14 protein-coding genes, 2 tRNA genes and 2 rRNA genes are annotated in these 24,392 nt (G+C 36.1%); 14 read left to right on the top strand and 4 right to left on the bottom strand.

Features of this window, described 5'->3' with window-relative positions; genetic code table 11:
- Positions 1 to 55 precede the first annotated feature (55 nt).
- Positions 56 to 1,225, top strand: a complete 1,170-nt coding sequence (locus CAV_RS07400; RefSeq protein ID WP_094325886.1) for a putative transporter — start codon at positions 56 to 58, stop codon at positions 1,223 to 1,225.
- Here the strand turns inward: CAV_RS07400 and pbpC are convergent, their stop codons facing one another.
- Both pbpC and CAV_RS07390 read right to left on the bottom strand, forming a co-directional pair.
- Positions 1,226 to 3,448 carry a penicillin-binding protein 1C gene (gene pbpC, locus CAV_RS07395; RefSeq protein ID WP_094325885.1) on the bottom strand — a complete coding sequence of 741 codons (2,223 nt, stop codon included), beginning with the start codon at positions 3,446 to 3,448 and terminating at the stop codon, positions 1,226 to 1,228.
- Entirely contained in the window at positions 3,438 to 8,813 is a 5,376-nt protein-coding gene (locus CAV_RS07390; RefSeq protein ID WP_094325884.1) for an alpha-2-macroglobulin family protein, read from the bottom strand. The genes pbpC and CAV_RS07390 overlap by 11 nt, the downstream gene beginning before the upstream one ends.
- A gap of 116 nt (positions 8,814 to 8,929) precedes the next feature.
- On the opposite strand from CAV_RS07390, the gene CAV_RS07385 reads away from it, so the two are divergent.
- Complete coding sequence (locus tag CAV_RS07385) at positions 8,930 to 9,283, top strand: hypothetical protein (protein ID WP_094325883.1); 354 nt, start codon at positions 8,930 to 8,932, stop codon at positions 9,281 to 9,283.
- 24 nt (positions 9,284 to 9,307) lie between these two features.
- On the opposite strand, the gene CAV_RS07380 is transcribed toward CAV_RS07385, so the two are convergent.
- Together CAV_RS07380 and CAV_RS07375 are read right to left on the bottom strand one after the other, a co-directional pair.
- Positions 9,308 to 11,077 carry a mechanosensitive ion channel family protein gene (locus CAV_RS07380; RefSeq protein WP_094325882.1) on the bottom strand — a complete coding sequence of 590 codons (1,770 nt, stop codon included), beginning with the start codon at positions 11,075 to 11,077 and terminating at the stop codon, positions 9,308 to 9,310.
- Positions 11,078 to 11,088: 11 nt separating this feature from the next.
- Complete coding sequence (locus tag CAV_RS07375; protein WP_094325881.1) at positions 11,089 to 11,712, bottom strand: carbonic anhydrase; 624 nt, start codon at positions 11,710 to 11,712, stop codon at positions 11,089 to 11,091.
- A 114-nt stretch (positions 11,713 to 11,826) separates the two neighbouring features.
- Here CAV_RS07375 and CAV_RS07370 point away from each other — a divergent pair, with 114 nt between their 5' ends.
- From CAV_RS07370 to CAV_RS07315, 12 genes are all read left to right on the top strand, one after another.
- Positions 11,827 to 12,516, top strand: a complete 690-nt coding sequence (locus tag CAV_RS07370) for a Bax inhibitor-1/YccA family protein (protein ID WP_094325880.1) — start codon at positions 11,827 to 11,829, stop codon at positions 12,514 to 12,516.
- Positions 12,517 to 12,633: 117 nt separating this feature from the next.
- The gene (gene secG / locus CAV_RS07365; RefSeq protein ID WP_094325879.1) at positions 12,634 to 13,002 is read left to right on the top strand and encodes a preprotein translocase subunit SecG; all 369 of its coding nucleotides are present in this window, start codon (positions 12,634 to 12,636) and stop codon (positions 13,000 to 13,002) included.
- Between the two features lie 9 nt (positions 13,003 to 13,011).
- Positions 13,012 to 13,569 carry a ribosome recycling factor gene (frr, locus tag CAV_RS07360; protein ID WP_094325878.1) on the top strand — a complete coding sequence of 186 codons (558 nt, stop codon included), beginning with the start codon at positions 13,012 to 13,014 and terminating at the stop codon, positions 13,567 to 13,569.
- Positions 13,566 to 14,174, top strand: a complete 609-nt coding sequence (pyrE, locus tag CAV_RS07355; RefSeq protein ID WP_094325877.1) for an orotate phosphoribosyltransferase — start codon at positions 13,566 to 13,568, stop codon at positions 14,172 to 14,174. Before frr ends, pyrE begins: the two co-directional genes overlap by 4 nt.
- Positions 14,174 to 14,593, top strand: coding sequence for an RDD family protein (locus CAV_RS07350; protein WP_094325876.1), 420 nt, complete (start codon positions 14,174 to 14,176; stop codon positions 14,591 to 14,593). Before pyrE ends, CAV_RS07350 begins: the two co-directional genes overlap by 1 nt.
- Positions 14,594 to 14,604: 11 nt before the next feature.
- Positions 14,605 to 15,627, top strand: a complete 1,023-nt coding sequence (locus CAV_RS07345) for a ribonucleotide-diphosphate reductase subunit beta (RefSeq protein WP_094325875.1) — start codon at positions 14,605 to 14,607, stop codon at positions 15,625 to 15,627.
- A complete protein-coding gene (locus tag CAV_RS07340) occupies positions 15,617 to 17,002 on the top strand; it encodes a nicotinate phosphoribosyltransferase (protein ID WP_094325874.1) in 1,386 nt (461 codons plus the stop codon). Before CAV_RS07345 ends, CAV_RS07340 begins: the two co-directional genes overlap by 11 nt.
- The gene (locus CAV_RS07335) at positions 16,999 to 17,628 is read left to right on the top strand and encodes a protein-L-isoaspartate(D-aspartate) O-methyltransferase (protein WP_094325873.1); all 630 of its coding nucleotides are present in this window, start codon (positions 16,999 to 17,001) and stop codon (positions 17,626 to 17,628) included. The genes CAV_RS07340 and CAV_RS07335 overlap by 4 nt, the downstream gene beginning before the upstream one ends.
- A gap of 799 nt (positions 17,629 to 18,427) precedes the next feature.
- Positions 18,428 to 19,940: ribosomal RNA gene (locus CAV_RS07330) — 16S ribosomal RNA — on the top strand.
- Between the two features lie 126 nt (positions 19,941 to 20,066).
- Positions 20,067 to 20,142: transfer RNA gene (locus CAV_RS07325), tRNA-Ala, on the top strand.
- A gap of 4 nt (positions 20,143 to 20,146) precedes the next feature.
- Positions 20,147 to 20,223 (top strand) — tRNA-Ile (locus CAV_RS07320).
- A gap of 1,023 nt (positions 20,224 to 21,246) precedes the next feature.
- Positions 21,247 to 24,294 (top strand): 23S ribosomal RNA (locus CAV_RS07315).
- The 16S and 23S rRNA genes sit together here with 2 tRNA genes alongside, the layout of an rRNA operon.
- The last annotated feature ends 98 nt before the right edge of the window (positions 24,295 to 24,392 follow it).

The following is a 24,392-nucleotide window of genomic DNA, read 5'->3' as shown; positions in this document are numbered from 1 at the left end:
CGAAGGCTTTATTTAAAGTTCTTTGTTACAATAAGTCCTTTTATAAAGGACTTAGATGTTTAAATCATTTTATTTAAGTAAAAAATTCGCCCTTTATGCTTATTTAGGTTTAGCTTTTTTGCTCGCCTTGCTTTACATTCAAACAAGTTTAAGTGTTTCTATTAATGAGTGGTATAAAGATTTTTACGATGTTTTGCAAGCTCCCAAAAAAGAAGTTTCCGAGGCTGAATTTAAACAAGCCTTGATAGATAATAACAACACAGCCATAGCGCAAAAAAAGCTAGATGAGGCTAATTTTATAAACAAATTCTCCTTATTTTTTTACCAAAGTTTGCTTGAAGTTTTTTTTGACTCCAGAGATATAAGCTCTCATGGCACGTACGGCATAAGTGTTTTTTATTCTCTTGTGTGGGTATTTTTGGGCATTGCTATACCTTATGTTTTCATTGCTACCGTTGGCATTTACTTTGCTAGTCTTTACACTTTTAAGTGGCGTGAGGCGATGACCTTTGAGTATCTTAGGCTATGGAAGTTAAAGGATGATAACATAGAAGGAAGCTCGCAAAGAATTCAAGAGGATTGTTATAATTTTTCTAAGATAGTTCAAAAATTAGGCCTTGAATTTGTAAAAGCACTCATGATACTAATGGCTTTTATTCCTATACTTTACACTCTTAGCGAGCCTATTTCAAGGGCTTTATTTGAAAAGCTTGGCGATGAGAGCTTTTTTGCCTTTTTAAAGCATGTGGATGGCTTTTTGGTATATGTAGCCTTTTTCATCTCTCTTGGTGGGCTTGCTATATCTTGGTTTGTGGGCATTAAACTGCCAGGCCTTGAGTACAATAATCAAAAGGCGGAGGCTGCTTTTAGAAAAGAGCTTGTTTTTGCTGAAGACGATAGGAAAAATTACGCTAGCAAAGAGAGTATGCTTGAGTTATTTACAGGCCTTAAGCTTAATTACCGTAGGTTGTTTTTACACTATGGTTATTTTAATATCTGGCTTATTTTGTTTGAACAAAGCTTGGTTATAGTGCCATTTTTGATAGTAGCGCCGTCTTTGTTTGCCGGTATTATAGGGCTTGGCATAGTTATACAAATGAATAATGCCTTTGACCAGGTTAGAACCTCTTTTAGTGTTTTTATCACAAATTGGACAACTATCACAGAGCTTAGAAGCATACATAAAAGACTTAAGGAATTTGAGCAAAATATAGCTTATAAGTGATTATCTTGCAACGGTGAAAGTTCTTAAATCACTTTCTCCTTGCTGATTTACAACATAAAGCTTGTAAGTTCCTGGATTTAAATCAAGCTCAAGTTCGTTTTTATAGCCCTCATAAATCAAATTTTCATTTAAATAATAATAAAGCTTGTCATTTTTTACATTGGCTATCTTTACCACAAGACCTTTTTTCTGATTTAAATCCCTTGCTAGGATTAAATTTAAATTATGCGTAGGGTATAAAATTTCAAGTGATTTAAAAGCTTTTACAGACATTCTTTCTTGCTTTAAAAACGACACGGCATTTAGCGGCAAATCAAGCCTTAAAACAGCTTGTGCGTCTTTGAAGTTGCTATGCAAAGAAGTTATTTTTTCTCCCTCATACTCATAAAAGGTCTTTAAAAATGGCGAAGTTCTTAGCACCTTAGCTTGTTTTGGATATAAATCCTTTATGTAAGCTCCCTTGTTGTCGTACCTGTAGCCTGTTAGAAAGTCAAGTTTTATGAGTTTTAAATCATCCGGTTTTTTGAAGGCTAAATTTGTATTATCTAACAAAGACAAAAGCTCAAAAAACAAATCCCCAGCTATGCTCACTCCGTACAAATTCGCATTAGCCTCGCCGCTAAAATTTCCAACCCAAACCCCAAGCGTGTAATTAACACTTGTCCCTATCGCCCAAGCGTCTTTTCTTCCATAGCTTGTCCCTGTTTTCCAAGATATGATTTTGTTGTTTTTGTTGTACTGTTCTAGACCTACTCTTTGAAGATTGTTTAGTGCTTCTAAGGTAAGATAGGCTGAGCCTTGAGAGAAAATTTGCCTTTTTTGCGGGCTTTGTTCTTGTTCTTTGTATGAAATTTCACCAAGCATTCCGTAATTTCCAAGTGCTAAATAAAGCTTAGTAAGCTCTTCTAGGCTAAATTCTTTCGTTCCTAAGATAAAAGACAAGCCGTATTTATCATAATCCTCATCCTCAAAGTTCAAAAAATCTTTCATTTTGAAAAAAAATTTATCGTATCCATAGTCTTTTAGCAAGGCCACAAAAGGCACATTTAAAGAGCGTCTTAAGCTTTCCTTTGCACTTACTAGGCCGTAGTGTTTTTTGTTCGCATTTTGGGGATTGAAATTTGAAAAAAATGTAGGCACATCAAGCAATATCGACTTTGGAGCTATCAAGCCATCATCTATAGCTAAGGCATACAAGAAAGGTTTTAGGGTAGAACCAGCGCTTCTTTTGGCCACAACCCCGTTTATCTGCCCTAAATGCGTATCGTAAAAATCCTGAGAACCAACATAAGCTAAAGCCTTGGAAGTTTTTGTATCAAGCAACAAAATGGCCAAATTTTGTATGCCTAGTTGTTTAAGATAAATAGAATACTCCTTTGCCTTTCTTTCAAATCTTTCTTGCACGGACTTATCTATGCTGGATATGAGTTCTTTTTGCTTAGAATTTAGAAGTTCTTGTGCTAGATGAGGTGCTAAATTTCGTCTTGGCTTAAATTTTGGCAAGGGTTCTAGCAGGGAAAGTTTGTAAATATCCTCTTGCATGTAGCCTTTTAAAAAGAGTTTTTTTAGCAAGGCATTTCTTTTTAAAAGCAATTTATCATCATTTTTTTCTAAGCTTATAAGGCCGGGCGAGTTAGGAAGCACTGCTAAAACAGCGGCCTCGCTCCAAGACAAATCCTTAGGATTTTTATCAAAATAAAATCTAATCGCCGAAGCAAAGCCCACTAAATTCCCGCCATAAGGCGCATTATTTAGATAAAGCTTTAAAATTTCATCCTTTGTGAGCTTTGTTTCAAGGGCAAGGCTTTGTATGATTTCTTTAACTTTATTAAGATAGGTTCTTTGATTATCCGAGCCAAGTTTTACTACTTGCATGGAAATGGTGCTAGCACCGCTTCTTTTATCTGTTAGGATATTGTTTTTCAAAGCTCTTAAAATTGCTAAAAAATCCACCCCAAAATGAGAGTAAAAATTCTTATCCTCATACTCAATAACTGCGGTTTTAAGCCTGCTTGGTATATCATCGCTTCTTATGTGCCACTGCTCATCATCATTTATAAAAGCGCTTAAAATTTCTTTATTTTTATCGTATAAAACCTTGCTATATCTGCTATTAAAGGTTTGTAAGAGTTCTTTTTCATCAAAGCTAAAAAATACAAAAACTAGAAATAAAAAAAGTAAAAGCCCTATAAAAATAGAGCTTTTAAGAATTTTACCTTTCATGAACTGTTATGGTTCTGGCTTTTTCAAAGGCTTGGAAATTATTATCATACATAGCTTCGGCGTAAGTTCCAGGCATAATAAATTTACCCGGCGTAACGACATTTAACCTAGCTCTTAAATACAAGGTTTTGCCCTTTTTTAAGCTCATAAACCACATAATCTTATCATCTCTAGTATCCACAAAATCAAGCTCAGGCGTATTTTGCACCGTGCTTATTAATTTATTATCCTTGTCTAAAAGATTGCTAGATACTTCAAAGCCGCTAGGCAAAAGCTGAGTTAGAGCCACATTTTCTAAATAAGAAACAGGAGCATTATCCTTTAATCTTATAGCCGTTTCCATGTATATGCTATCAGAGCTTTTAAAAGTATCCTCCGTATACAAGGCAGCCTCGTTAAAATGCCCATTGCTTAGCTCTACAGTATTTGCATTATAAAATTTGCTTGAAAGTTCTATGTATTGATTAGCCGTGCCGGAGTTATCCGCAAGGGGTTTTGCTTCCTTTAAAAAGCCCTCTGCGATAAAGTCTACAAAGAGTTCTTTTTTGCTTTCGATAACAGCCTTGCCCTTGTTAAATTCAAAGCTTTGCTCATCATTTTGATTAAGTCTGATATTTTTGCCGTCTAAATTTAAAGTAGCGTCCATAAAATTTTCACTAGCGCTTTCTTTGATGTTTAAAGACTGGGCAAAAGCATATAAAGCATAGCCCATGCTTTGAGTTGAAAGGTAGTTATTTGAGCTTAGCTGCGTTGTTAAGTCTTTTAGCAAATTTGCATCATTTTTACCATAGATTTGATTGTAAGCTACTGCTATTATGGCCTTATCCCTTGTGCTTGAGCCGTAAGTGTAGCTATAAAATGTGCTATTTGGTGTTGTCGAGGTTTGAGAAGCTATTTTTAAAGCACTTTCATCAATTCCGGCTAGTTTGTAAGCAGCCGCTAAAAGCCATTTAGATTCATTACTAAGTTCGCTTAATCTTTCATAAAGCATATTCATAGCACTTATATTTGGCTCTTTTGCAAGGGCTAATAAATAAAGCGAATAAGCCTTTAAATTTAGCGTGTAGGCTGACTGCGTGCCTGAGCTTACGAAGGATTTTTGATACTCTATCCACCTTTTTAGCATAGAATCAGGCACATAATACCCAGCCTCCTTTGCTAAAAGCAAGAACATGCCCGCGTAGTTGCTGCCATAAGCGTTTGATTTGTTTCCGCCAGGCCAATACGAAAAGCCGCCATCTGCTGTTTGAAATTTAGCAAACCTACTCACAGCTGCGTTTATGTTGTTAATAGCCGTTTGCTTGTCGGCTTTTTTGCTAAATCTATCAAGGTAAAGTTGAGGTAAAACCGCCGAGGTTGTTTGTTCTATGCAACCGTAAGGGTATTGCAAGAGGTATTTAAGCCTGTGTTCTATATTTATTATAGGTCTTGGAGATACCTTGATATGAGCTCTTACGCTATTTTTTATAAAGGTGTCAGGGATTATAAATTCTTGCTTAGAATTATTTGCATTAAGCAAAACGCTCTCTCTTTCATATGTGAAAGCACTTAAAGGCTTGATGTCAATTTGCACAGTGTTTTTGTAAGTGTAAGAATTTGCCCTAAGTTCAAATTCTATCTCCTCGACGCCTATTAGCTCATCACTTACCTTTGCGTTAAATACTATATCCTTTGACTTAAAGTGCTCAAAATCAACCTTTATGCTATCTTCTTTAAATTTAATTAGCTTATTTTTACTACGCACTGTCAAGGTAGCACTTTTAACATTATCCTCGGTTTTAAACACCTGGGTTAAGAGCTTAAATTCATCTCCTAATCTCAAGGCTCTTGGCAAGGTTTCAAGCATTACAACAGGCGCGCTAACTGTTATGTTTTTAGAAGCAGAGCCAAGGGACTGTTTAGACGAAGCAATTGCCATAATCCTAACAGAACCCATGTATGATGGCATTGTAAATTTAAGCTGAGCATAGCCCTTATCATCGCTTTTTACAGGTGTTTGAAACAGCACAACAGGCTTAAATCTTTGTGCTTCTTCGTCTCTATTTTTATCCACTCTAAGTTCTTTGTCGCCTCCCGTGCTTAGCACAGTTCTAGCATTTTCATCAAGCTTAGCTATAATTTTGTCGTAAGTATCAAAAATTTTCAGCTTAAAGCCGGTTTTTGCGTAAAAATACCCCCAAATATCCGGGGTTTTAAAATCAGTCAAAGAAAGTAAACCCTCATCCACAATGGCTACAGTGTAAGTAAAGGGCTTTTTATCACTGCTTTGTAGTTCAACTTCAAATTTATCATTTGGTCTTATTTTATCCGGTGCTTTGATGTTTAAGTTTAATTTTGTGCTATCATCTTTTACAGATATAGGCACGACACCAAAAAGTTTTAAGGCTCTATCGTTGTTTAGCGTTTCGTAATTTTGTATCAAATTTACACTTACATAGATATTTGGCACATAGCTTTTGTCTATTTTTACTTCAAGTTTTGTTGAATTATCTGTCGTTTTTACAGCATATCTTTGCAAAATATCCTTGTCATTGCTTATGCTAACTAGGGCTATGGCATCTTTTACGCTTTCAAATTCAACCACGGCAGTATCGCCTATGTTGTATTCTTTCTTATCGCTTTTAATCTTTAAAGAGCTGATTATATCAGCTTTGTTAGGCTCGCCAAATGAGCTTACATAAAAATGCTGCATTGTTCTTACATAAGGTTCGTTTTTATCCTTGATAAGCACATACATATCCCCATAATACCCTGAGGTATCAAAAGAAAAGCTTGTTGGCTTATCTTGCGATTTTAACTTGCCTTTATGCACAAGTTTGGAAGTTGTTGCTCTTTTAGAGGATTTTAAAAAGCTATCAAATCTATCATAATCCCACCACCAAGAGTAATCGACCTGATAAATTTCATATTCTAAATCTTTGTTTTTCACTAAATTTTCGTTTAAATCACTAACCACAACATCAAATCTCAATTTACTTCCGGACTGTGCGTATGAGTTTTCAAGCTTTTTAACACCTATAAAATGCTTTGTTTTATTTATGTCAAGCTTGCTTACAGCCTTTGTGCTTTTTCCTCCGCTTTCAAAAACTTCTGTATTTATCACGGCTTCAACCAACAAACCATTGGCGTTAAGCACTCTAGAAGGCATATTAAAAGAGCCCTTGTATAATCCATTTTCATCTAAGTTAGCATTTTGATTATCATAGTTTGCGTATAAAAGATTTGCAAGGTCTTCAAAGATGTAATTGGTGTATTTTGAATTTACAAAGGGCTTGTGTTCGTATCTTATGTTTGTTTTGACTTTCAAATTCGCACTAGGCGCACCAAATAAATAGCTTGAGTTTATATCGTAAAACACCTTGTTTTCATCTGCTATGGCACTTAAATTCACCTTAAGACGGTTTGGCTCTACTGTTTGAACCAAGATGTCTTCATAAAAGCTATTATTAGCTATTTTTAGCTGTGCTTTGTAAATGCCTGTTAGAGCGTTTGTATCAAGGCTTATTTTATGATAAAACATCCCATCGCTACTAGGATTTAAAAGAGCTTTATCTAAAATTTTACTGCCTTTTGGGTCGTGTATGCTTAGTTCTATCGGGTGCTCTACGAAATTATCATCATTTTTTGCCACGACGGTAAAATGCACATCATCGCCCGGCCTATAAACTCCTCTATCTGTGTATATGAAGGCCTTTGTTGAGCCTGGGTTTTGCACGCCAGCTACATCAAAGCCGTCTAAACTTACGGGATTGCTAAGCTTTAAGATTGTTGCTTGCTTAGTATCGCTTGCTATGAGCAGCATAGCTTCCTCGCTATTTATCTTATCGAAGACAAGCTCGCCGTCGCTGTTTGTTGTGCCGCTTGTAACAACTTTGTTGTATCTATCTATGAGTTCTACTTTGATGTTTGAAAGAGGATTTGAGCTTGTGAAATCCCTAGCATTTACATAAATTTTATCATTTATGTTTTCGGCTATTAAGGCTATGTTAGAAAAGATTAGGTTTTTAGAAATTTTGCCCTTGCCGTATAAAAATCTGTCTTTGTGATATTCCTCATCAAAACTATACTCAATGCCGTCCTCAAGTGCTTGCAAGGTAACTGTAAATACCCCTGTTAAGTCTTTTAAGCCATCAAGTTGTATTTCGCTGCTTACCCATTTATTTTTATCAAGCACCACATCAAATTCTTTGCTCAAAACCTCTTTTGCAACATACTCAAATCCGTCATTGCTGTAATAACTATCCCTTTGTGTCGTAAGAGCCACACTTGAATCCGCGTCAGAATCCATGCCATTTTCGAAATTTTTATATCTTAGATACTCACTTAGGTTGTTCACTTGAATTTGATGTACGGTTAGTTTTATCTTGCTTAAATTTCTAGTTTTAATGCCTATTTTTTTATTTGCGCTAAGCGGTAAAAATACACCTCTTGAGGCAAAAGAAAGCCCAGGTTCAAGGTCTTTAAAATCCACATCAAATACCAGAGTTTTTTCAAGCTTTGCATTATTTTTTGCCTTAAAGCCTTGCATAATTTGCACTTTATAAGTGCTGCTTGTGTCGAAATTTCCATTAAGTTTTAAAGTATTGCCAAACACAGAAGCTGTGTATGAAAGGTTAGGACTTATACTTACAAAGTCTTTTAAATTTTGCTTATCGTCAAGTTCTTGTGAGAATTCTATATTTATCAATCTTTCATCGGTTTTAATAGCAGTGCTTACAAGCTTATCGTCCTCAGCCTTTTTTAGGGCTAAATTGTAAGAAAAAGTTTCATCTTTTTTAAGCCCCATTTTTCTAGCGTCAAGCTCTAAATCAAATTTAAGCATATCTACATCTTTGATATCCTCAGTTTCTATGAAAATTCCACTTGCATATTCTTTCACTGCAAAGTTTGTGCTTTTATCGTTAATTTTTACCTCAATTGCGTCCTCATTTACAGCCACAAACTGCGGGCTTTTTATGAAATACATCCTAACTCTTTTGGAATTTGCATCCTCGCCCTCAACCACTTTTATATAATCTTGCCTAAGGTCTAGATAAGGGGTTTTAAAATTTAGCCTAACATTTTTATTGGCTATTTTTAAATTTGCATTTATATCAGCATTTGCTTTAAAAGGATAAGAAAATAGTAGTTTATTTCCCTCATATGTGACATTTAAATCAACATTTTTACCATCTATATTTGCTTTAATTTGTGGAGTTTTATCCTCTTGCTTTAAGAAATTTTCACTAAATTCAATGAAAACTTTTTCATCGGCTTTGTATATACCACTAGTTTTTGCCCTCACTCCTTGTTCTTGTTCGCTACCGCAAGATAAAAAGAAAAATGTAAGAAAGCTTAGCAAAAGAATTTTGAAGCAGTATTTCATAAGAAAATCCTTTAAATAAAGTAATTTTTTGATTATATCAAAAAAATAAAGACAAATTCACATTTGCTTCACTTCTTTATCCTATAATTTCCCAAACTCAAAAATAAGGAGAAATTATGAAAAAATTAGGCGTTATTTTAGGACTTTGTTCTTTGGTTTCTTTGGCTTCTGCAGACAGCATTTTGCAAGGTTCTATCATAGAGGTAAAGGATGCTAGCAAGAGTATAGTTATAGATACTATCTATCAAGGTCCGGTTGAGGTTAAGGTTTTACCAAGCACTAGAATAGAGCTTGATGACTGCGGTTTTTTTGGCATGGATAATATCTTTGAAGATGGAGATTTTGGAGATTTAAAGATTGGCAGACACGCAGAAGTTGATGGTTATTACCCAACAAATGTTCAAGTTCAAAACACAGGCATGCCAATTGCTAGAAAAATAGAAGTAAAATGCTATAAACAAGCTTATTAATCTTAGGTGAAAACCTAAGATTTTTTAAGCCTTGTTATTTTCAAGATACACGCTAAGACTTGGATAGGCAAAGCTTAGATTATTTTTCTCAACTATACGCATTAAATCAAGCATTATTGTTTGCCTGGCCTCAAAAAAGCCCCTTTTATCTGTATTTTTTATGAAAAAATCAAGCTCTATATCAATAGAACTATCTTTAAATGCGCTCAAAGCCACATAACAAGCGTTTTTATAGCCTTCAAGATCATTTACTGAAACCAAATTTTGCTTGTATTTTAAACGGTAATCCCCGTATTTCACCGCGTCATCATCTGCTTGTGCCACCAAAGGGCTGTTTAACAAATACTCTCTTATATCTTTTACGCAGTGTTCAAGCTGGTCTGCCTTAGCTTCGTAGGTTAGTCCCAAAGACATTTTAAGACGTCTTCCTATTTTTCTTCTGCTCCAATTGCTTATGTTTGAGCTCATAACTGTAGAATTTGGCAAAAATACTAAACAGTTATCAAAGGTTCTAATTGTTGTTTTTCTAAGCCCTGTTTCAACAACAGTTCCTTGTATATTGCCAATTTCTACCCAATCTCCTTGATTAAAACTATCATCAAAAGACAGTAGCAAAGAAGCGAAAAAATTTGCTATCACATCCTTTGCTGCTAGGGCGACTGCAAGCCCTCCTATCCCAAGCGAAGCGATTATGGCTGAGACATTAAAACCAAGCCTTGCTAAGATAAAAAGTGTTGAAATTATAATGATGATAAAATATATTATTTTGATGATGAGATTAACAACTTCTTTTTTTCCGCTTTTTTTGGCCAATTTTGCTAAAAGTATTATCCCATAGCTATCTAACAAGCCTAAGATTAGATAAGTAAATAAAATGGCGTAAAGTATGTAAAAGGCGTTTGTAAGAGAAAGATCAACAGGCGTTGGATAGTAAATCACTGACACGCAAATGCTAAGTGCATAAGCAAAAAGTATCAATCTTATGGCCTTTTTGTTTTTCTTAACAAAAATATCTCTAAGCTCATCTTGTTTTGCTTGTTTGGCTGTGCTTGATAGTAAAATTTCTACCAAAATCTTATAAATCAACATAGGTATGATGTTTTTTAAGAGGTCAAAAAATAGCAGTATCGCTATGCACAAAACTATCTTGCCAACATTTATGTATTTTACTGTGAAAAATGAATTTATATAGTTGATTATATCATCTAGTCTTAGTGTGGAAAAGATGAAATTTCCTTGCAAAGAATAAGCATTTTGCTTTAAAAAATTTAAAATTTCATCATAGGCCTTGATTTTTACATCTATCTTATCTTGCATATCCTTGTTTAAATTTTCATCGATTTTTGTATCAATTTTTAACATATTTTCATCAAGCAAGTTTTTTATATCTTGTGAATTTGCATTGCCTTGAAATAATGTTTTTAACGATAACAAAGAGTCGTAAAATACAAGATCAAGTTCAGCATTCATCATCTTAAAATGCAAATTTGCCTTTTCTCCATCTTTTGCCTCATTTATCCTTTGAGTTAAAATATCTTTTTCGGCTTTGAATACAAGGCTTATGTTGTTTTCTTGTGATGATATTAATCTTGGTAGATTATTTAAAATTTTTTCCTTTAGCTCTGTAAGTTCTTTTTTCTCATTAGCAAAACGAGATGAATTTCCGTCGCTTTTTATGTTTAAATCATTAAGTTTGTTTTCATAGTGTAAGAAATCCTCCACAGTGTTTAAAAGCTCATCTTTGCAAAAAAGCAAGCTTGCAAAAGTAAAAAATAAAAGAAATATTTTTTTCATCCAGCCTTCCTTTAAGTGTTTATCAAGACGAAATTTTTTTCATCAAAATTATACTCATAAATTTCACCCGTTTCTATTATATAGTACCAAGCATGAAGCTCCAAAGTCTTATTTAAAAAGCCTTCCTCAACTCCGGGGTATGAAAGTAAATTTTGCAAGGAATTTAAGACATTCATCTTTTCAGTAAGCCAAGCGCGCATGGCAAAATCATTTTTAGCTATGCTTAGCTCAGAAATTTCACTCTTTATATTATTTAAGATACTCAACCAATTTTTTATATTTGTATTATTTTGTGTTTCATCATAAAGTGCCTCACAGCCACCGCAGTTGCTATGTCCGCACACTATGATGTTTTTTACTTTAAGAGACTGTATGGCGTATTCTATAGCCGAGGTTGTGGCTAGATAATCAGTTCCTACTCTATAAGGCGGTATTATATTGGCTATATTTCTTACCACAAAAAGCTCGCCCGGACCTGTGTTTGTGATTAAATTTGGCAAAACTCTAGAATCAGAACAACCTATAAAAAGTGTATGCGGATTTTGCCTATCTTTAAGAGACTTGAAAAGTTCTTTATGCTCTTTGAAATTTTCTTGCATAAATTTCATCGCACCTTTTTTGATTATACTTTGCATTAAATACCTTTTTTAAATATTTATCTAAGTATATCTAAAAATTTGTTTTTAGGATTTAGTTTGTATTTAACTTTTTAAGATACAGTTTGTAAATTTAAAATAACGGAGGAAAATATGAGTCTTTACAATAGAGATTACGCTAAAGATCAAGAACGTTACGGCTCAAAAAGTGCCATAAGTCTTTTTATAAAACAAACCTATCAACTTTTTGCAGCCTCGCTTTTAGCAGGAACGGCCGGAGCTTATGTTGGTATAAGTGCCCTTGTGCCTTATATAAGAGGTATAGTCCCTGTTTTAGTACTTTTTGGTATAACACTTGTGCTTTTATTTGCCCTTTTGGCCAAAAAGAAAGAAGCCCCATTAAATTTAGTTTTACTTTTTGCCTTTACTTTTTGTACCGGTTTGGCTTTAACCCCACTTTTAAGTTCTGTTTTAGCTATGCCAGCAGGTGCTGAGATAGTAGCTCAAGCCTTTGCATTAACAACTGTTGCTTTTGCTGGCTTAAGTATCTTTGCTATGAACACAAAAAGAGATTTTACAACTATGGGAAAAATGCTTTTCATAGTGCTTATAGTGCTTATCTGTGCTTCGCTTTTTAATCTTTTCTTTCAAAGCCCTATTTTTCAACTAGCTATCGCTAGCGTTGGAGCTATTTTGTTTTCTTTTTACATACTTTATGATACTCAAAATATCATAAGAGGAAACTATGAAACCCCTATCGAAGGTGCGGTAGCTCTTTATTTAGATTTTTATAATCTTTTCACATCCTTACTTCAAATTCTGGGCCTTACAAGCAGAGAATGAAATGAAGGCTCTAAATTTAGAGCCTTTTAAAATAAAATTTTATATTTTTACTTTTTTCAATTTTCTATCAACTTTTTTAAGCTAAAATTGCCCTTTAAATCTCTTTAAGGAAATTTGATGATTACGCTTTTTATAGTATTTCAGTGTATTTTAGTATGTGCGATTTGTGTAGCTGTTTTGCTACAAAAAAGCTCAAGTATAGGTCTTGGTGCTTACAGTGGCAGCAATGAGAGTTTATTTGGCGCAAAGGGGCCTGCTGGATTTTTAGCTAAGGCTACATTTTTCTTAGGTTTATTGTTGATTTGCAACACAGTTACCCTAAGTTATTTATATAATAAAAACCAAAACGCAGATTCTGTCGTAAACAAAGCCTCCTCTTTGATACCAAGTTTAGAACAAAATACCACTAACACATCAGCGCCGCTTGCTCCAGCAGCACCTACACTTCCTACTGTGCCAAGTGCAGAGGAAAATTCCACAAAGTAAAGGATAAAAATGTTAGTTGAAATTTATGATAAGCAAAAAGCACAAAATGAAAAATCCTTACAAAGTCTTAAAAAAGATTTCTCCACTTTAAGAACGGGTAGGGTGAATATTAGCATTTTAGATAACATAACTGTTGATTATTACGGCAACCCAACACCGCTTAATCAAGTAGCAACAATCCTAAATACCGACGCATCCACCATAAGCATAAGTCCTTGGGAAAAAAACATGCTAAAAAACATAGAAACAGCCATAAGTGCCGCAAACATAGGTGTTAATCCAAACAATGATGGCGAGGCTGTGAAGTTGTTTTTCCCTCCTATGACTACAGAGCAAAGACAAGAAAATGTAAAGCAAGCTAAGGCCATGGCGGAAAAAGCTAAGGTTGCCATTAGGAATATAAGAAAAGACGCAAATGATGCGATAAAAAAGTTAGAAAAAGATAAGACTGTTTCAGAGGATGAGGCTAAAAAAGCTTACGATGAGGTGCAAAAAATCACAGATTCTTATATAACCAAAATAGACGATAGTTTGAAAACAAAAGAAAGCGAATTGTTAAAATTATGAATGTAGAAGAAATTTACAAATCCTGCTCAGCCTTCTTACAAGGACATTTTTTATTAAGTTCTAAAAAGCACTCAGGTTTTTACTTGCAAAGTGCTAAGGTCTTAGAAGAGCCTAAAAGAGCCGCTATGCTTTGTGAAAACTTAGCAAAGATAATAAAAGAGCACGGCATTAAGGCTGATAAAATTTGCTCTCCTGCTTTAGGTGGATTGTTAGCTGGATATGAGTTGGCAAGGGCTTTGGAGCTACCTTTTATATTTACAGAAAGAGTTGATTTAAAGATGTGTTTAAGAAGGGGCTTTGAAGTTAAAAAGGGCGAAAAGATAATAATATGCGAAGACATCATTACAACCGGCGGTTCAGCCCTTGAAAGTGCTGAGGTTGTGCGTGCTTTGGATGCTGAAGTGGTCGCTTTTGCAGCGTTGGCAAATCGCGGTTTTTGCGCCATTACAAATTTAAATACCACAGCAAAAGAAAACGCTAAGCTACCTTCAGACATACCTTGTTTTGCCTTAGCAAATTTTGACTTTGAAATTTATGATGAAGCAGAATGTCCATTTTGCAAACAAGGTTCTAAGGCCATAAAGCCCGGTTCGCGTGGAAATTAATGAAACAAAAAGCAAGAATAGCAACTAGAATGCAAAGGTTTAAAGCCTTTGTTATAGATGTTTTTTTGATTTATGTGCCTATTCTTTATATATCTTATTTCGTGCTAGGTTCAAAAGAGGCTTTTTTACAAAATCAATTAGTGATTTTTATTTGTTGTCTTTCTTTTGGAGTTTTACAGGCCGTATTTTTGGCATTAAAGGCACAAAGTCCCGGTTTAAAAGCTTACAATCTTTATTTAATAGACAAAAACACAGGCACTAAGGTAGGTTTTTTTAGGATACTATACAGATATGTTTTATTTATAGTATCTTTAGGAGTTCTTTTTGGGCTCATTAGCACATTTTTTAGAAAAGACGGCTTGATGATACATGATTTGTTAAGTTCATCTTACATAGTTGCTAAAATTACAGATAAATGAGGAGATAAAAGATGAAAAGAAAGAGAATTTATAACCCAAGCTCAGATGAAAGTATAGGCGATAGAAGGGTTTTTAACGGCAATCCGCATGGAATTTTAAATTTCACAAAGGCAAAATACACCTGGGCTTTAAAGCTTTGGGATTTAATGGAAGCAAATACTTGGTTTCCAAAAGAAGTTGATACTACTAAGGATGTTTTGGATTATAAGACAAATTTAACAGCTGCTGAAAAAAGAATGTATGATTTGGTGTGGTCTCAGCTTATTTCAATGGATAGTTTTCAAACAAACAACCTAGCAGACAATATAAACCCCTACATAACAGCCCCAGAAATTAATGCTGTTTTAACAAGGCAGGCTTACGAGGAAGCAAATCATTCAAAATCCTATGCCGTAATGGTTGAAGCCATATGCGACAATACTGATTTAATCTATGAAATGGAAAAGCACGATGAAACCTTAAGAGAAAAGAATGATTTTATATCAGGAATTTATGAGGAATTAGCCGGAGAAGTGGATGATAACAAGCTTTTGCTCGCTATGGTTGCTAATCAAATTCTAGAGGGTATTTATTTTTACAGCGGCTTTACAGCAATTTATGCACTCGCAAGAGCTGGCAAAATGCTTGGCTCAGCTCAAATGATAAGATTTATACAAAGAGATGAGATAACGCATTTATTGCTTTTTCAAAATATGATAAATTCTACCAGAAACGAAAGACCAGATTTGTTTAATGATACCAATGTCAACAAAATTTATGACATGTTTACCAAGGCTGGAGAGCTTGAAATAAAATGGGGCAAATACATCACCCAAAATCAAATCATGGGTTTTACGGATGACATTATAGAAGAATACATACATTACCTGGTTGACCAAAGGCTAGTTGCTATCAATCTAAATCGAATTTACAACGCAAAACACCCTATAAAATGGGTAGATGATTTTTCTAAATTTAACGACCAAAGAAGCAATTTCTTTGAAAGCAAGGTTACAAATTATTCAAAAGGTAGTATAAGTTTTGATGATTTTTAAGAACCTTTCTTTGCTCTGCGACTTTTACGAATTTACCATGAGCAATGGTTATTTGGAAAATGGTTTAGATGAGCAGATATCTTATTTTGATGTTTTTTTCAGAAAGGTTCCAGATGATGGAGGTTTTGTTGTAGCTTCGGGTTTAAACTCCATTATAAACTACATACAAAATTTAAAATTTAGCAAAAGCGATATATCTTATCTTCGAAAAACAAAGCTTTTTGATGAGAACTTTTTAACTTACCTTGCGAATTTTAAATTTCAAGGCGATATATATAGCGTTAGAGAGGGCGAGATAGTATTTGCTAATGAGCCACTTTTAACAGTGAGAGCAAAGGTATCTCAAGCCCAGCTTCTTGAAACATTCATTTCACTAAGTCTTAATCACCAAAGTCTAATAGCTACAAAGGCAAATAGGATAGCTCGTGCAGCACAAGGTAGAGCGGTTTTAGAATTTGGTGCAAGAAGAGCTCAGGGCATTGATGCTGCTTTAAGTGGTGCTAGAGCTGCTTTTATAGGCGGTGCTAGTGCTAGTTCTTGCACTCTTGCTTGCAAGCTTTATAAAATTCCTATCTCAGGCACTATGGCACACTCTTGGGTACAGATGTTTGAGAGTGAAGAAGAGGCCTTTAGAAAATACTGCGAGCTTTATCCACAAAAGGCTATTTTGCTTATAGATACTTACAATGTCTTACAAAGCGGGCTTGTGAATGCTATTAAAATTTTTAAAGAAAAAAGAGATAGTTTAAAAGAATTTGGCGTGAGAATAGACTCGGGAAATTTGTGCGAGCTATCAAAAAAAGTTAGAAAAATTTTGGATGATGAGGGTTTGAAAGATTGCAAAATCATAGCTAGCGGGGCATTAGATGAGTATGAAATTCAAAAGCTTATAAAAAACGGTGCTAAGATTGATGCTTTTGGAGTAGGAGAAAGGCTTATAACAGCTAAAAGCTCACCGGTTTTAGGCTGCGTTTATAAACTTGTTGCAAGCGAGGGTAAAAACGGCATTAAGCCTGCAATCAAAATAAGTGAAAATACCGAGAAAATCAACAATCCGCATTTTAAAAAATTATTTAGAATTTATGATAAAAAAACCAAACAAGCGCTATACGACAAGCTTTATTTAGCAGATGAGCCTATAGAAAAAAGCAATGATTTGCTATATGAGAATTTGCATATACAAGTTTTTAAAGATGGCGAGCTTGTTTATAAATGCCCTAACACGCAACAAAGCAAAGAATACATGCTAAGACAAAGTGCTAAATTTGATAAAGAAATTTTAGCGCTAAACAAGCCAAAAATTTACGAGGTTTTATTATCTGAAAAACTAGAAAAGCTTAAAAATTCTCTACTTAAAACAAAAGGTGTGTTATGAATTTCATAGAAGAGAAAAGATTAAAAATGATGGCAGATGAAATAGCTGCTAATACTCCAATTAATGAAGCTTTGCACAAGGCATTTTGCAGCATTCCTAGAGAAATTTTTTCGCCACTAAAGGCTCATGCTTACAGCCTAAATGCTATGCCCATGCTTTCAAAGCAATGGATAAGCTCGCCATTGACTGTGGCTAAGATGACCATGGCGCTTAAATTTGAAGGTGCTGATTCTGTGCTTGAGATAGGCTGTGGAAGTGGTTATCAAGCAGCCGTTTTAAGCAAGGTTATAAGAAGGGTTTTTAGCATAGAAAGGATAGAAAAACTTGTGGATGAGGCAAGTGAAATTTTCAAGCAGCTAAGTTTGCATAATATTTTCGTAATGCATGCTGATGGGCAGCTTGGTTGGGAAAAATACGCACCTTTTGATAGAATTTTATTTTCAGCTTATCTTGAAAAAGAGCCAAAAGAGCTTTTCTCGCAGCTAAATGACGGTGGAATTTTAGTAGCTCCTATACTAAAAGATAAAAAACAGTTTATAGTGAGGTTTAGCAAGCAAGACAATTTCATCAAAAAAGAAGTGCTTGATGAATGCTTATTTGTCCCTGTGCTTGACGGAAAAGAATAAAATTCTTTTCAAATCTTCATAATGTTTTGTTTGGGTAGGTCTTTCTAATCTCCCAACCTATTCTACCTAAATTCAATACCCCACAACGAAATACATTTTTATACTTTTCCACATATTATTATGTGTTTATTTTTTATCACATTTTTTTAAAATTCTCATGTTGTTGATTATCATATACTATCATATTTTTTCATTTTTTTCACAATTGATTATCATATAACTACATGTTTATTGTACCTCTAATCATGCTATTTCCATATGTTTTGATACATTCTCACATGCTTTTTTTATCACATTATTTCAAAATTCTCACATATCTCACATATTTGATTATATTTGATTATATTTGATTATATTTGATTATATTTGATTATATTTGATTATATTTGATTATATTTGATTATATTTGATTATATTTGATTATATTTTTATCTCCCTTTAAGCTTAGTTATATATAATTTCATTTCCTTTTTTTATTTTTTAAACCCTAAAGCCTTTTATAGTGCTTTCATGAGAGTTCTAAAAAACAAAGAAAGTTTAAAATCAAACAAAGCTTTTATATAGACTTGTTTATAATTTAATTTAAATTCTAGTCTAAATAATCTAGCTCATTGATTTTATTTTTGTTCTTTAATTTATCATTGTTTTATTTATTTATACTTCGTCAATCTTTGAAATCTAAATAAGTGATCGATTGAGCCAGAACAAGCATAAGTGTATTAACTTATGTTTTTATTTAAAACTTTTTCTTTGAAATGAAAAAGATTAAACTTATCCATATTTACTGAAAAGTAAATATCTTATGGAGAGTTTGATCCTGGCTCAGAGTGAACGTTGGCGGCGTGCTTAACACATGCAAGTCGAACGATGAAGCCTTTAGCTTGCTAGAGGTGGATTAGTGGCGCACGGGTGAGTAAGGTATAGTTAATCTGCCTTGCACTGGGGGACAACATTTAGAAATGAGTGCTAATACCCCATACTCCACTATAACACAAGTTATAGTGGGAAAGTTTTTCGGTGCAAGATGAGACTATATAGTATCAGCTAGTTGGTAAGGTAAAGGCTTACCAAGGCTATGACGCTTAACTGGTCTGAGAGGATGATCAGTCACATTGGAACTGAGACACGGTCCAAACTCCTACGGGAGGCAGCAGTGGGGAATATTGCGCAATGGGCGAAAGCCTGACGCAGCAACGCCGCGTGGAGGATGACACTTTTCGGAGCGTAAACTCCTTTTCTTAGGGAAGAATTCTGACGGTACCTAAGGAATAAGCACCGGCTAACTCCGTGCCAGCAGCCGCGGTAATACGGAGGGTGCAAACGTTACTCGGAATCACTGGGCGTAAAGGGCGCGTAGGCGGATTATCAAGTCTCTTGTGAAATCTAATGGCTCAACCATTAAACTGCTTGGGAAACTGATAGTCTAGAGTAAGGGAGAGGCAGATGGAATTGGTGGTGTAGGGGTAAAATCCGTAGATATCACCAAGAATACCCATTGCGAAGGCGATCTGCTGGAACTTAACTGACGCTAAGGCGCGAAAGCGTGGGGAGCAAACAGGATTAGATACCCTGGTAGTCCACGCCCTAAACGATGTATGCTAGTTGTTGGGGTGCTAGTCATCTCAGTAATGCAGCTAACGCATTAAGCATACCGCCTGGGGAGTACGGTCGCAAGATTAAAACTCAAAGGAATAGACGGGGACCCGCACAAGCGGTGGAGCATGTGGTTTAATTCGAGGATACGCGAAGAACCTTACCTGGGCTTGATATCCAACTAATTCTTTAGAGATAAAGAAGTGCTAGCTTGCTAGAAAGTTGAGACAGGTGCTGCACGGCTGTCGTCAGCTCGTGTCGTGAGATGTTGGGTTAAGTCCCGCAACGAGCGCAACCCTCGTCCTTAGTTGCTAACAGCTCGGCTGAGCACTCTAAGGAGACTGCCTTCGTAAGGAGGAGGAAGGTGGGGACGATGTCAAGTCATCATGGCCCTTATGCCCAGGGCGACACACGTGCTACAATGGCATATACAATGAGACGCAATACCGTGAGGTGGAGCAAATCTATAAAATATGTCCCAGTTCGGATTGTTCTCTGCAACTCGAGAGCATGAAGCCGGAATCGCTAGTAATCGCAAATCAGCCATGTTGCGGTGAATACGTTCCCGGGTCTTGTACTCACCGCCCGTCAAACCATGGGAGTTGATTTCACTCGAAGAGGGGATGCTAAACTGGCTACTCTCCACAGTGGAATCAGCGACTGGGGTTAAGTCGTAACAAGGTAACCGTAGGAGAACCTGCGGTTGGATCACCTCCTTTCTAGAGTACATAAGTAATAAGTCTCACAACTATTACTTAAGCTCAATCATCCTTGTTTAGATTTTAAAGCTTGAATGAAGATATAGATAAAACGATGAGAGGTTTTTTGATTGGTCTCGGTTATGAGGGGAATTAGCTCAGCTGGGAGAGCGCCTGCTTTGCACGCAGGAGGTCAGCGGTTCGATCCCGCTATTCTCCACCATTTAGGTCCTATAGCTCAGCTGGTTAGAGTGCACCCCTGATAAGGGTGAGGTCACAAGTTCAAGTCTTGTTAGGACCACCATAAAATTTTAACACTAACAACTTTTTTATGATGTTTCAGATGTTTTATGTTAAATCGATGTCTTAAATATAAATTTTAAATGAAAATTTTCATCATTAAATAAGCGCAATTATTATCTATCCAATTTATTCCAACTTTTTTATCTTTTAAAATTTGAATATATAAAAATTATTTGAAAGCTTACTATCTAAGTATTTTGTAGATTATACTTTTTTCAAACATATGTAATACAATTGGCAATACATATCTTGCAGCTATATTATATTTATATATATTGATAAATTTTTATCCTCATCTAAATAAAAACATATAAAAAATTTGATTTAAAAATAACGAGATTTTTGTCTACCTCTTTCTCGCACCGCCCAAAAAGCCCCCCCCCCAACCCTTCCAACCTCAAACCCCAAACCAAATAAAAAACCAAAAAACCAAAAAACTTAAAAACTTAATTATTAAATTTAACTATTTTTAAGTTTAGTTTCGTATAATTTCAACTTTCACTTTGCATATTCATGTGAGTTTTACTCCTTACTTATGTTTTAGTGTTGTTCTTTTATTTATTATTGTTAAGAGTCACAAGCAAGTTTTATAAAAACAATTTTACTGAACTTGTTAAAGCGAGTTTAAATTTTAATTCTCATACTTTTATTATGACTTTTTTATGTTTTTATATTGCATATATAAACTAATATAGCTAGTAGTAATTTAAGTATATAAATAAATCTAGCATTCACAAGCTAGACTTTCCGTCTTGATTTAAGATTTTACTCATACTATAAACTTTAACAAGGAAGTGATGCGTTTTAGAATAAAGGTAGAAGTTAAATTAAATTTAACTTTTATGCACTAATCTTAAATTAAGAAGTAATACAAGCTTTTATTTTTTAATCTAGTTTATAAATTTAAGCTTTTATATAGTCCTTACCCTTTTATTTAGTCTATTAGCTTAGGCTAGGACGGGCTAGGCCTTTAGTATTGCTTCTTAGTCAAGGCTTTGCCTTGACGTTAAAGAAGATTAGAAATAGGTAAGCTACTAAGAGCGAATGGTGGATGCCTTGGGTAGTAAAGGCGATGAAGGACGTACTAGATTGCGATAAGCTAGGGGGAGCTGTCAAGGAGCTTTGATCCCTAGATTTCCGAATGGGGCAACCCAGTGTATAGAGATATACACTACCATTTATGGAGCGAACGTAGGGAATTGAAACATCTTAGTACCTACAGGAAAAGAAATCAATAGAGATTGCGTTAGTAGTGGCGAGCGAACGCGCAAGAGGGCAAACCCAGTGCTTGCACTGGGGGTTGTAGGACTGCAATATGCACTAAGTAAATCTAGCAGAACATTCTGGAAAGTATAGCCACAGAGGGTGATAGTCCCGTATGCGAAAGATGAACTTTAGCTAGCAGTATCCTGAGTAGGGCGGAACACGTGAAATTCTGTCTGAAGCCGGGTCGACCACGATCCAACCCTAAATACTAATACTACACCGATAGTGCACAAGTACCGTGAGGGAAAGGTGAAAAGAACGGCGGTGAGCCGAGTGAAATAGAACCTGAAACCATTTGCTTACAATCATTCAGAGCCCTATGTAGCAATACAGGGTGATGGACTGCCTTTTGCATAATGAGCCTGCGAGTTGTGGTGTCTGGCAAGGTTAAGCACACGCGAAGCCGTAGCGAAAGCGAGTCTTAATAGGGCTATTAAGTCAGATGCTGCAGACCCGAAACGAAGTGATCTATCCATGAGCAAGTTGAAGCTAGTGTAAGAACTAGTGGAGGACTGAACCCATAGGCGTTGAAAAGCCCCGGGATGACTTGTGGATAGGGGTGAAAGGCCAATCAAACTTCGTGATAGCTGGTTCTCTCCGAAATATATTTAGGTATAGCGTTGTGAAGTAACTAAAGGGGGTAGAGCACTGAATGGGCTAGGGCATACACCAATGTACCAAACCCTATCAAACTCCGAATACCTTTAGTGGTATCACAGCAGTCAGGCGGCGAGTGATAAAATCCGTCGTCAAGAGGGAAACAACCCAGACTACCAGCTAAGGTCCCTAAATCTTACTTAAGTGGAAAACGATGTGAACTTACTCAAACAACCAGGAGGTTGGCTTAGAAGCAGCCATCCTTTAAAGAAAGCGTAATAGCTCACTGGTCTAGTGAGTTTGCGCGGAAAATATAACGGGGCTAAAGTAAGTACCGAAGCTGTAGGCTTGCACACAACTTAGATTATTTAAGTTTAGAATATTAAAAACTAAGTTATATTTTTACTGATTTTTATGAAGTCAAAGATATGAGTAAAACTTAGTAAAATCAGTAAAAATATTCTTAGGATAAACTTATAGATAGTTTAAGTTGTGTGTAAGCGGTAGGAGAGCGTTCTATTTGCGTCGAAGGTATACCGGTAAGGAGTGCTGGAGTAAATAGAAGTGAGCATGCAGGCATGAGTAGCGATAATTAATGTGAGAATCATTAACGCCGTAAACCCAAGGTTTCCTACGCGATGCTCGTCATCGTAGGGTTAGTCGGGACCTAAGACAAGTCAGAAATGGGTAGTTGATGGAAAGCTGGTTAATATTCCAGCACCAACAGCAGTGTGCGATGGAAGGACGCTTAGAGCTAAAGGGAGCTAGCGGATGGAAGTGCTAGTTCAAAGATGTGGGAGGTCATATAGGCAAATCCGTATGGCAATACTCTGAGGTCGATGAGAATTTTGAAGTCTTCGGATGGATAGAAATTCCCTTGATGCTGTCGAGCCAAGAAAAGTTTCTAAGTTTAGCTGCTGTTGCCCGTACCGTAAACCGACACAGGTGGGTGGGATGAGTATTCTAAGGCGCGTGGAAGAACTCTCTTTAAGGAACTCTGCAAAATAGCACCGTATCTTCGGTATAAGGTGTGGTTCGCCTTGTATTAGGATTTACTCCGAAAGCAAGGAAACTTACAACAAAGAGTCCCTCCCGACTGTTTACCAAAAACACAGCACTCTGCTAACTCGCAAGAGGATGTATAGGGTGTGACGCCTGCCCGGTGCTCGAAGGTTAATTGATGGGGTTAGCATTAGCGAAGCTCTTGATCGAAGCCCGAGTAAACGGCGGCCGTAACTATAACGGTCCTAAGGTAGCGAAATTCCTTGTCGGTTAAATACCGACCTGCATGAATGGCGTAACGAGATGGGAGCTGTCTCAAAGAGGGATCCAGTGAAATTGTAGTGGAGGTGAAAATTCCTCCTACCCGCGGCAAGACGGAAAGACCCCGTGGACCTTTACTACAGCTTGACACTGCTATTTGGATAAGAATGTGCAGGATAGGTGGGAGGCTTTGAGTATATGACGCCAGTTGTATATGAGCCATTGTTGAGATACCACTCTTTCTTATTTGGGTAGCTAACCAGCTTGAGTTATCCTCAAGTGGGACAATGTCTGGTGGGTAGTTTGACTGGGGCGGTCGCCTCCCAAATAATAACGGAGGCTTACAAAGGTTGGCTCAGAACGGTTGGAAATCGTTCGTAGAGTATAAAGGTATAAGCCAGCTTAACTGCAAGACATACAAGTCAAGCAGAGACGAAAGTCGGTCTTAGTGATCCGGTGGTTCTGTGTGGAAGGGCCATCGCTCAAAGGATAAAAGGTACCCCGGGGATAACAGGCTGATCTCCCCCAAGAGCTCACATCGACGGGGAGGTTTGGCACCTCGATGTCGGCTCATCGCATCCTGGGGCTGGAGCATGTCCCAAGGGTATGGCTGTTCGCCATTTAAAGCGGTACGCGAGCTGGGTTCAGAACGTCGTGAGACAGTTCGGTCCCTATCTGCCGTGGGCGTAAGAAGATTGAAGAGATTTGACCCTAGTACGAGAGGACCGGGTTGAACAAACCACTGGTGTAGCTGTTGTTCTGCCAAGAGCATCGCAGCGTAGCTAAGTTTGGAAAGGATAAACGCTGAAAGCATCTAAGCGTGAAGCCAACTCTAAGATGAATCTTCTCTAAGTTCTGTGCAAGACTAGCACTTTGATAGGCTGGGTGTGTAATAGATGAAAGTCTTTTAGCTGACCAGTACTAATAGAACGTTTGGCTTATCTTATTAAGCATCACTTCCTTGCTAAGGTTTATATAGTTGGAAATGTTTTTAAAACTTGCTCTTAACATTGTTTTTTAAGTGTTTTTATACTTAGGAAAGAT

Source organism: Campylobacter avium LMG 24591 (genome assembly GCF_002238335.1).
GTDB lineage: Bacteria > Campylobacterota > Campylobacteria > Campylobacterales > Campylobacteraceae > Campylobacter_D > Campylobacter_D avium.
Note: the sequence above shows the minus strand (reverse complement) of the source record. Positions and strands in the feature narration are given on the sequence as shown.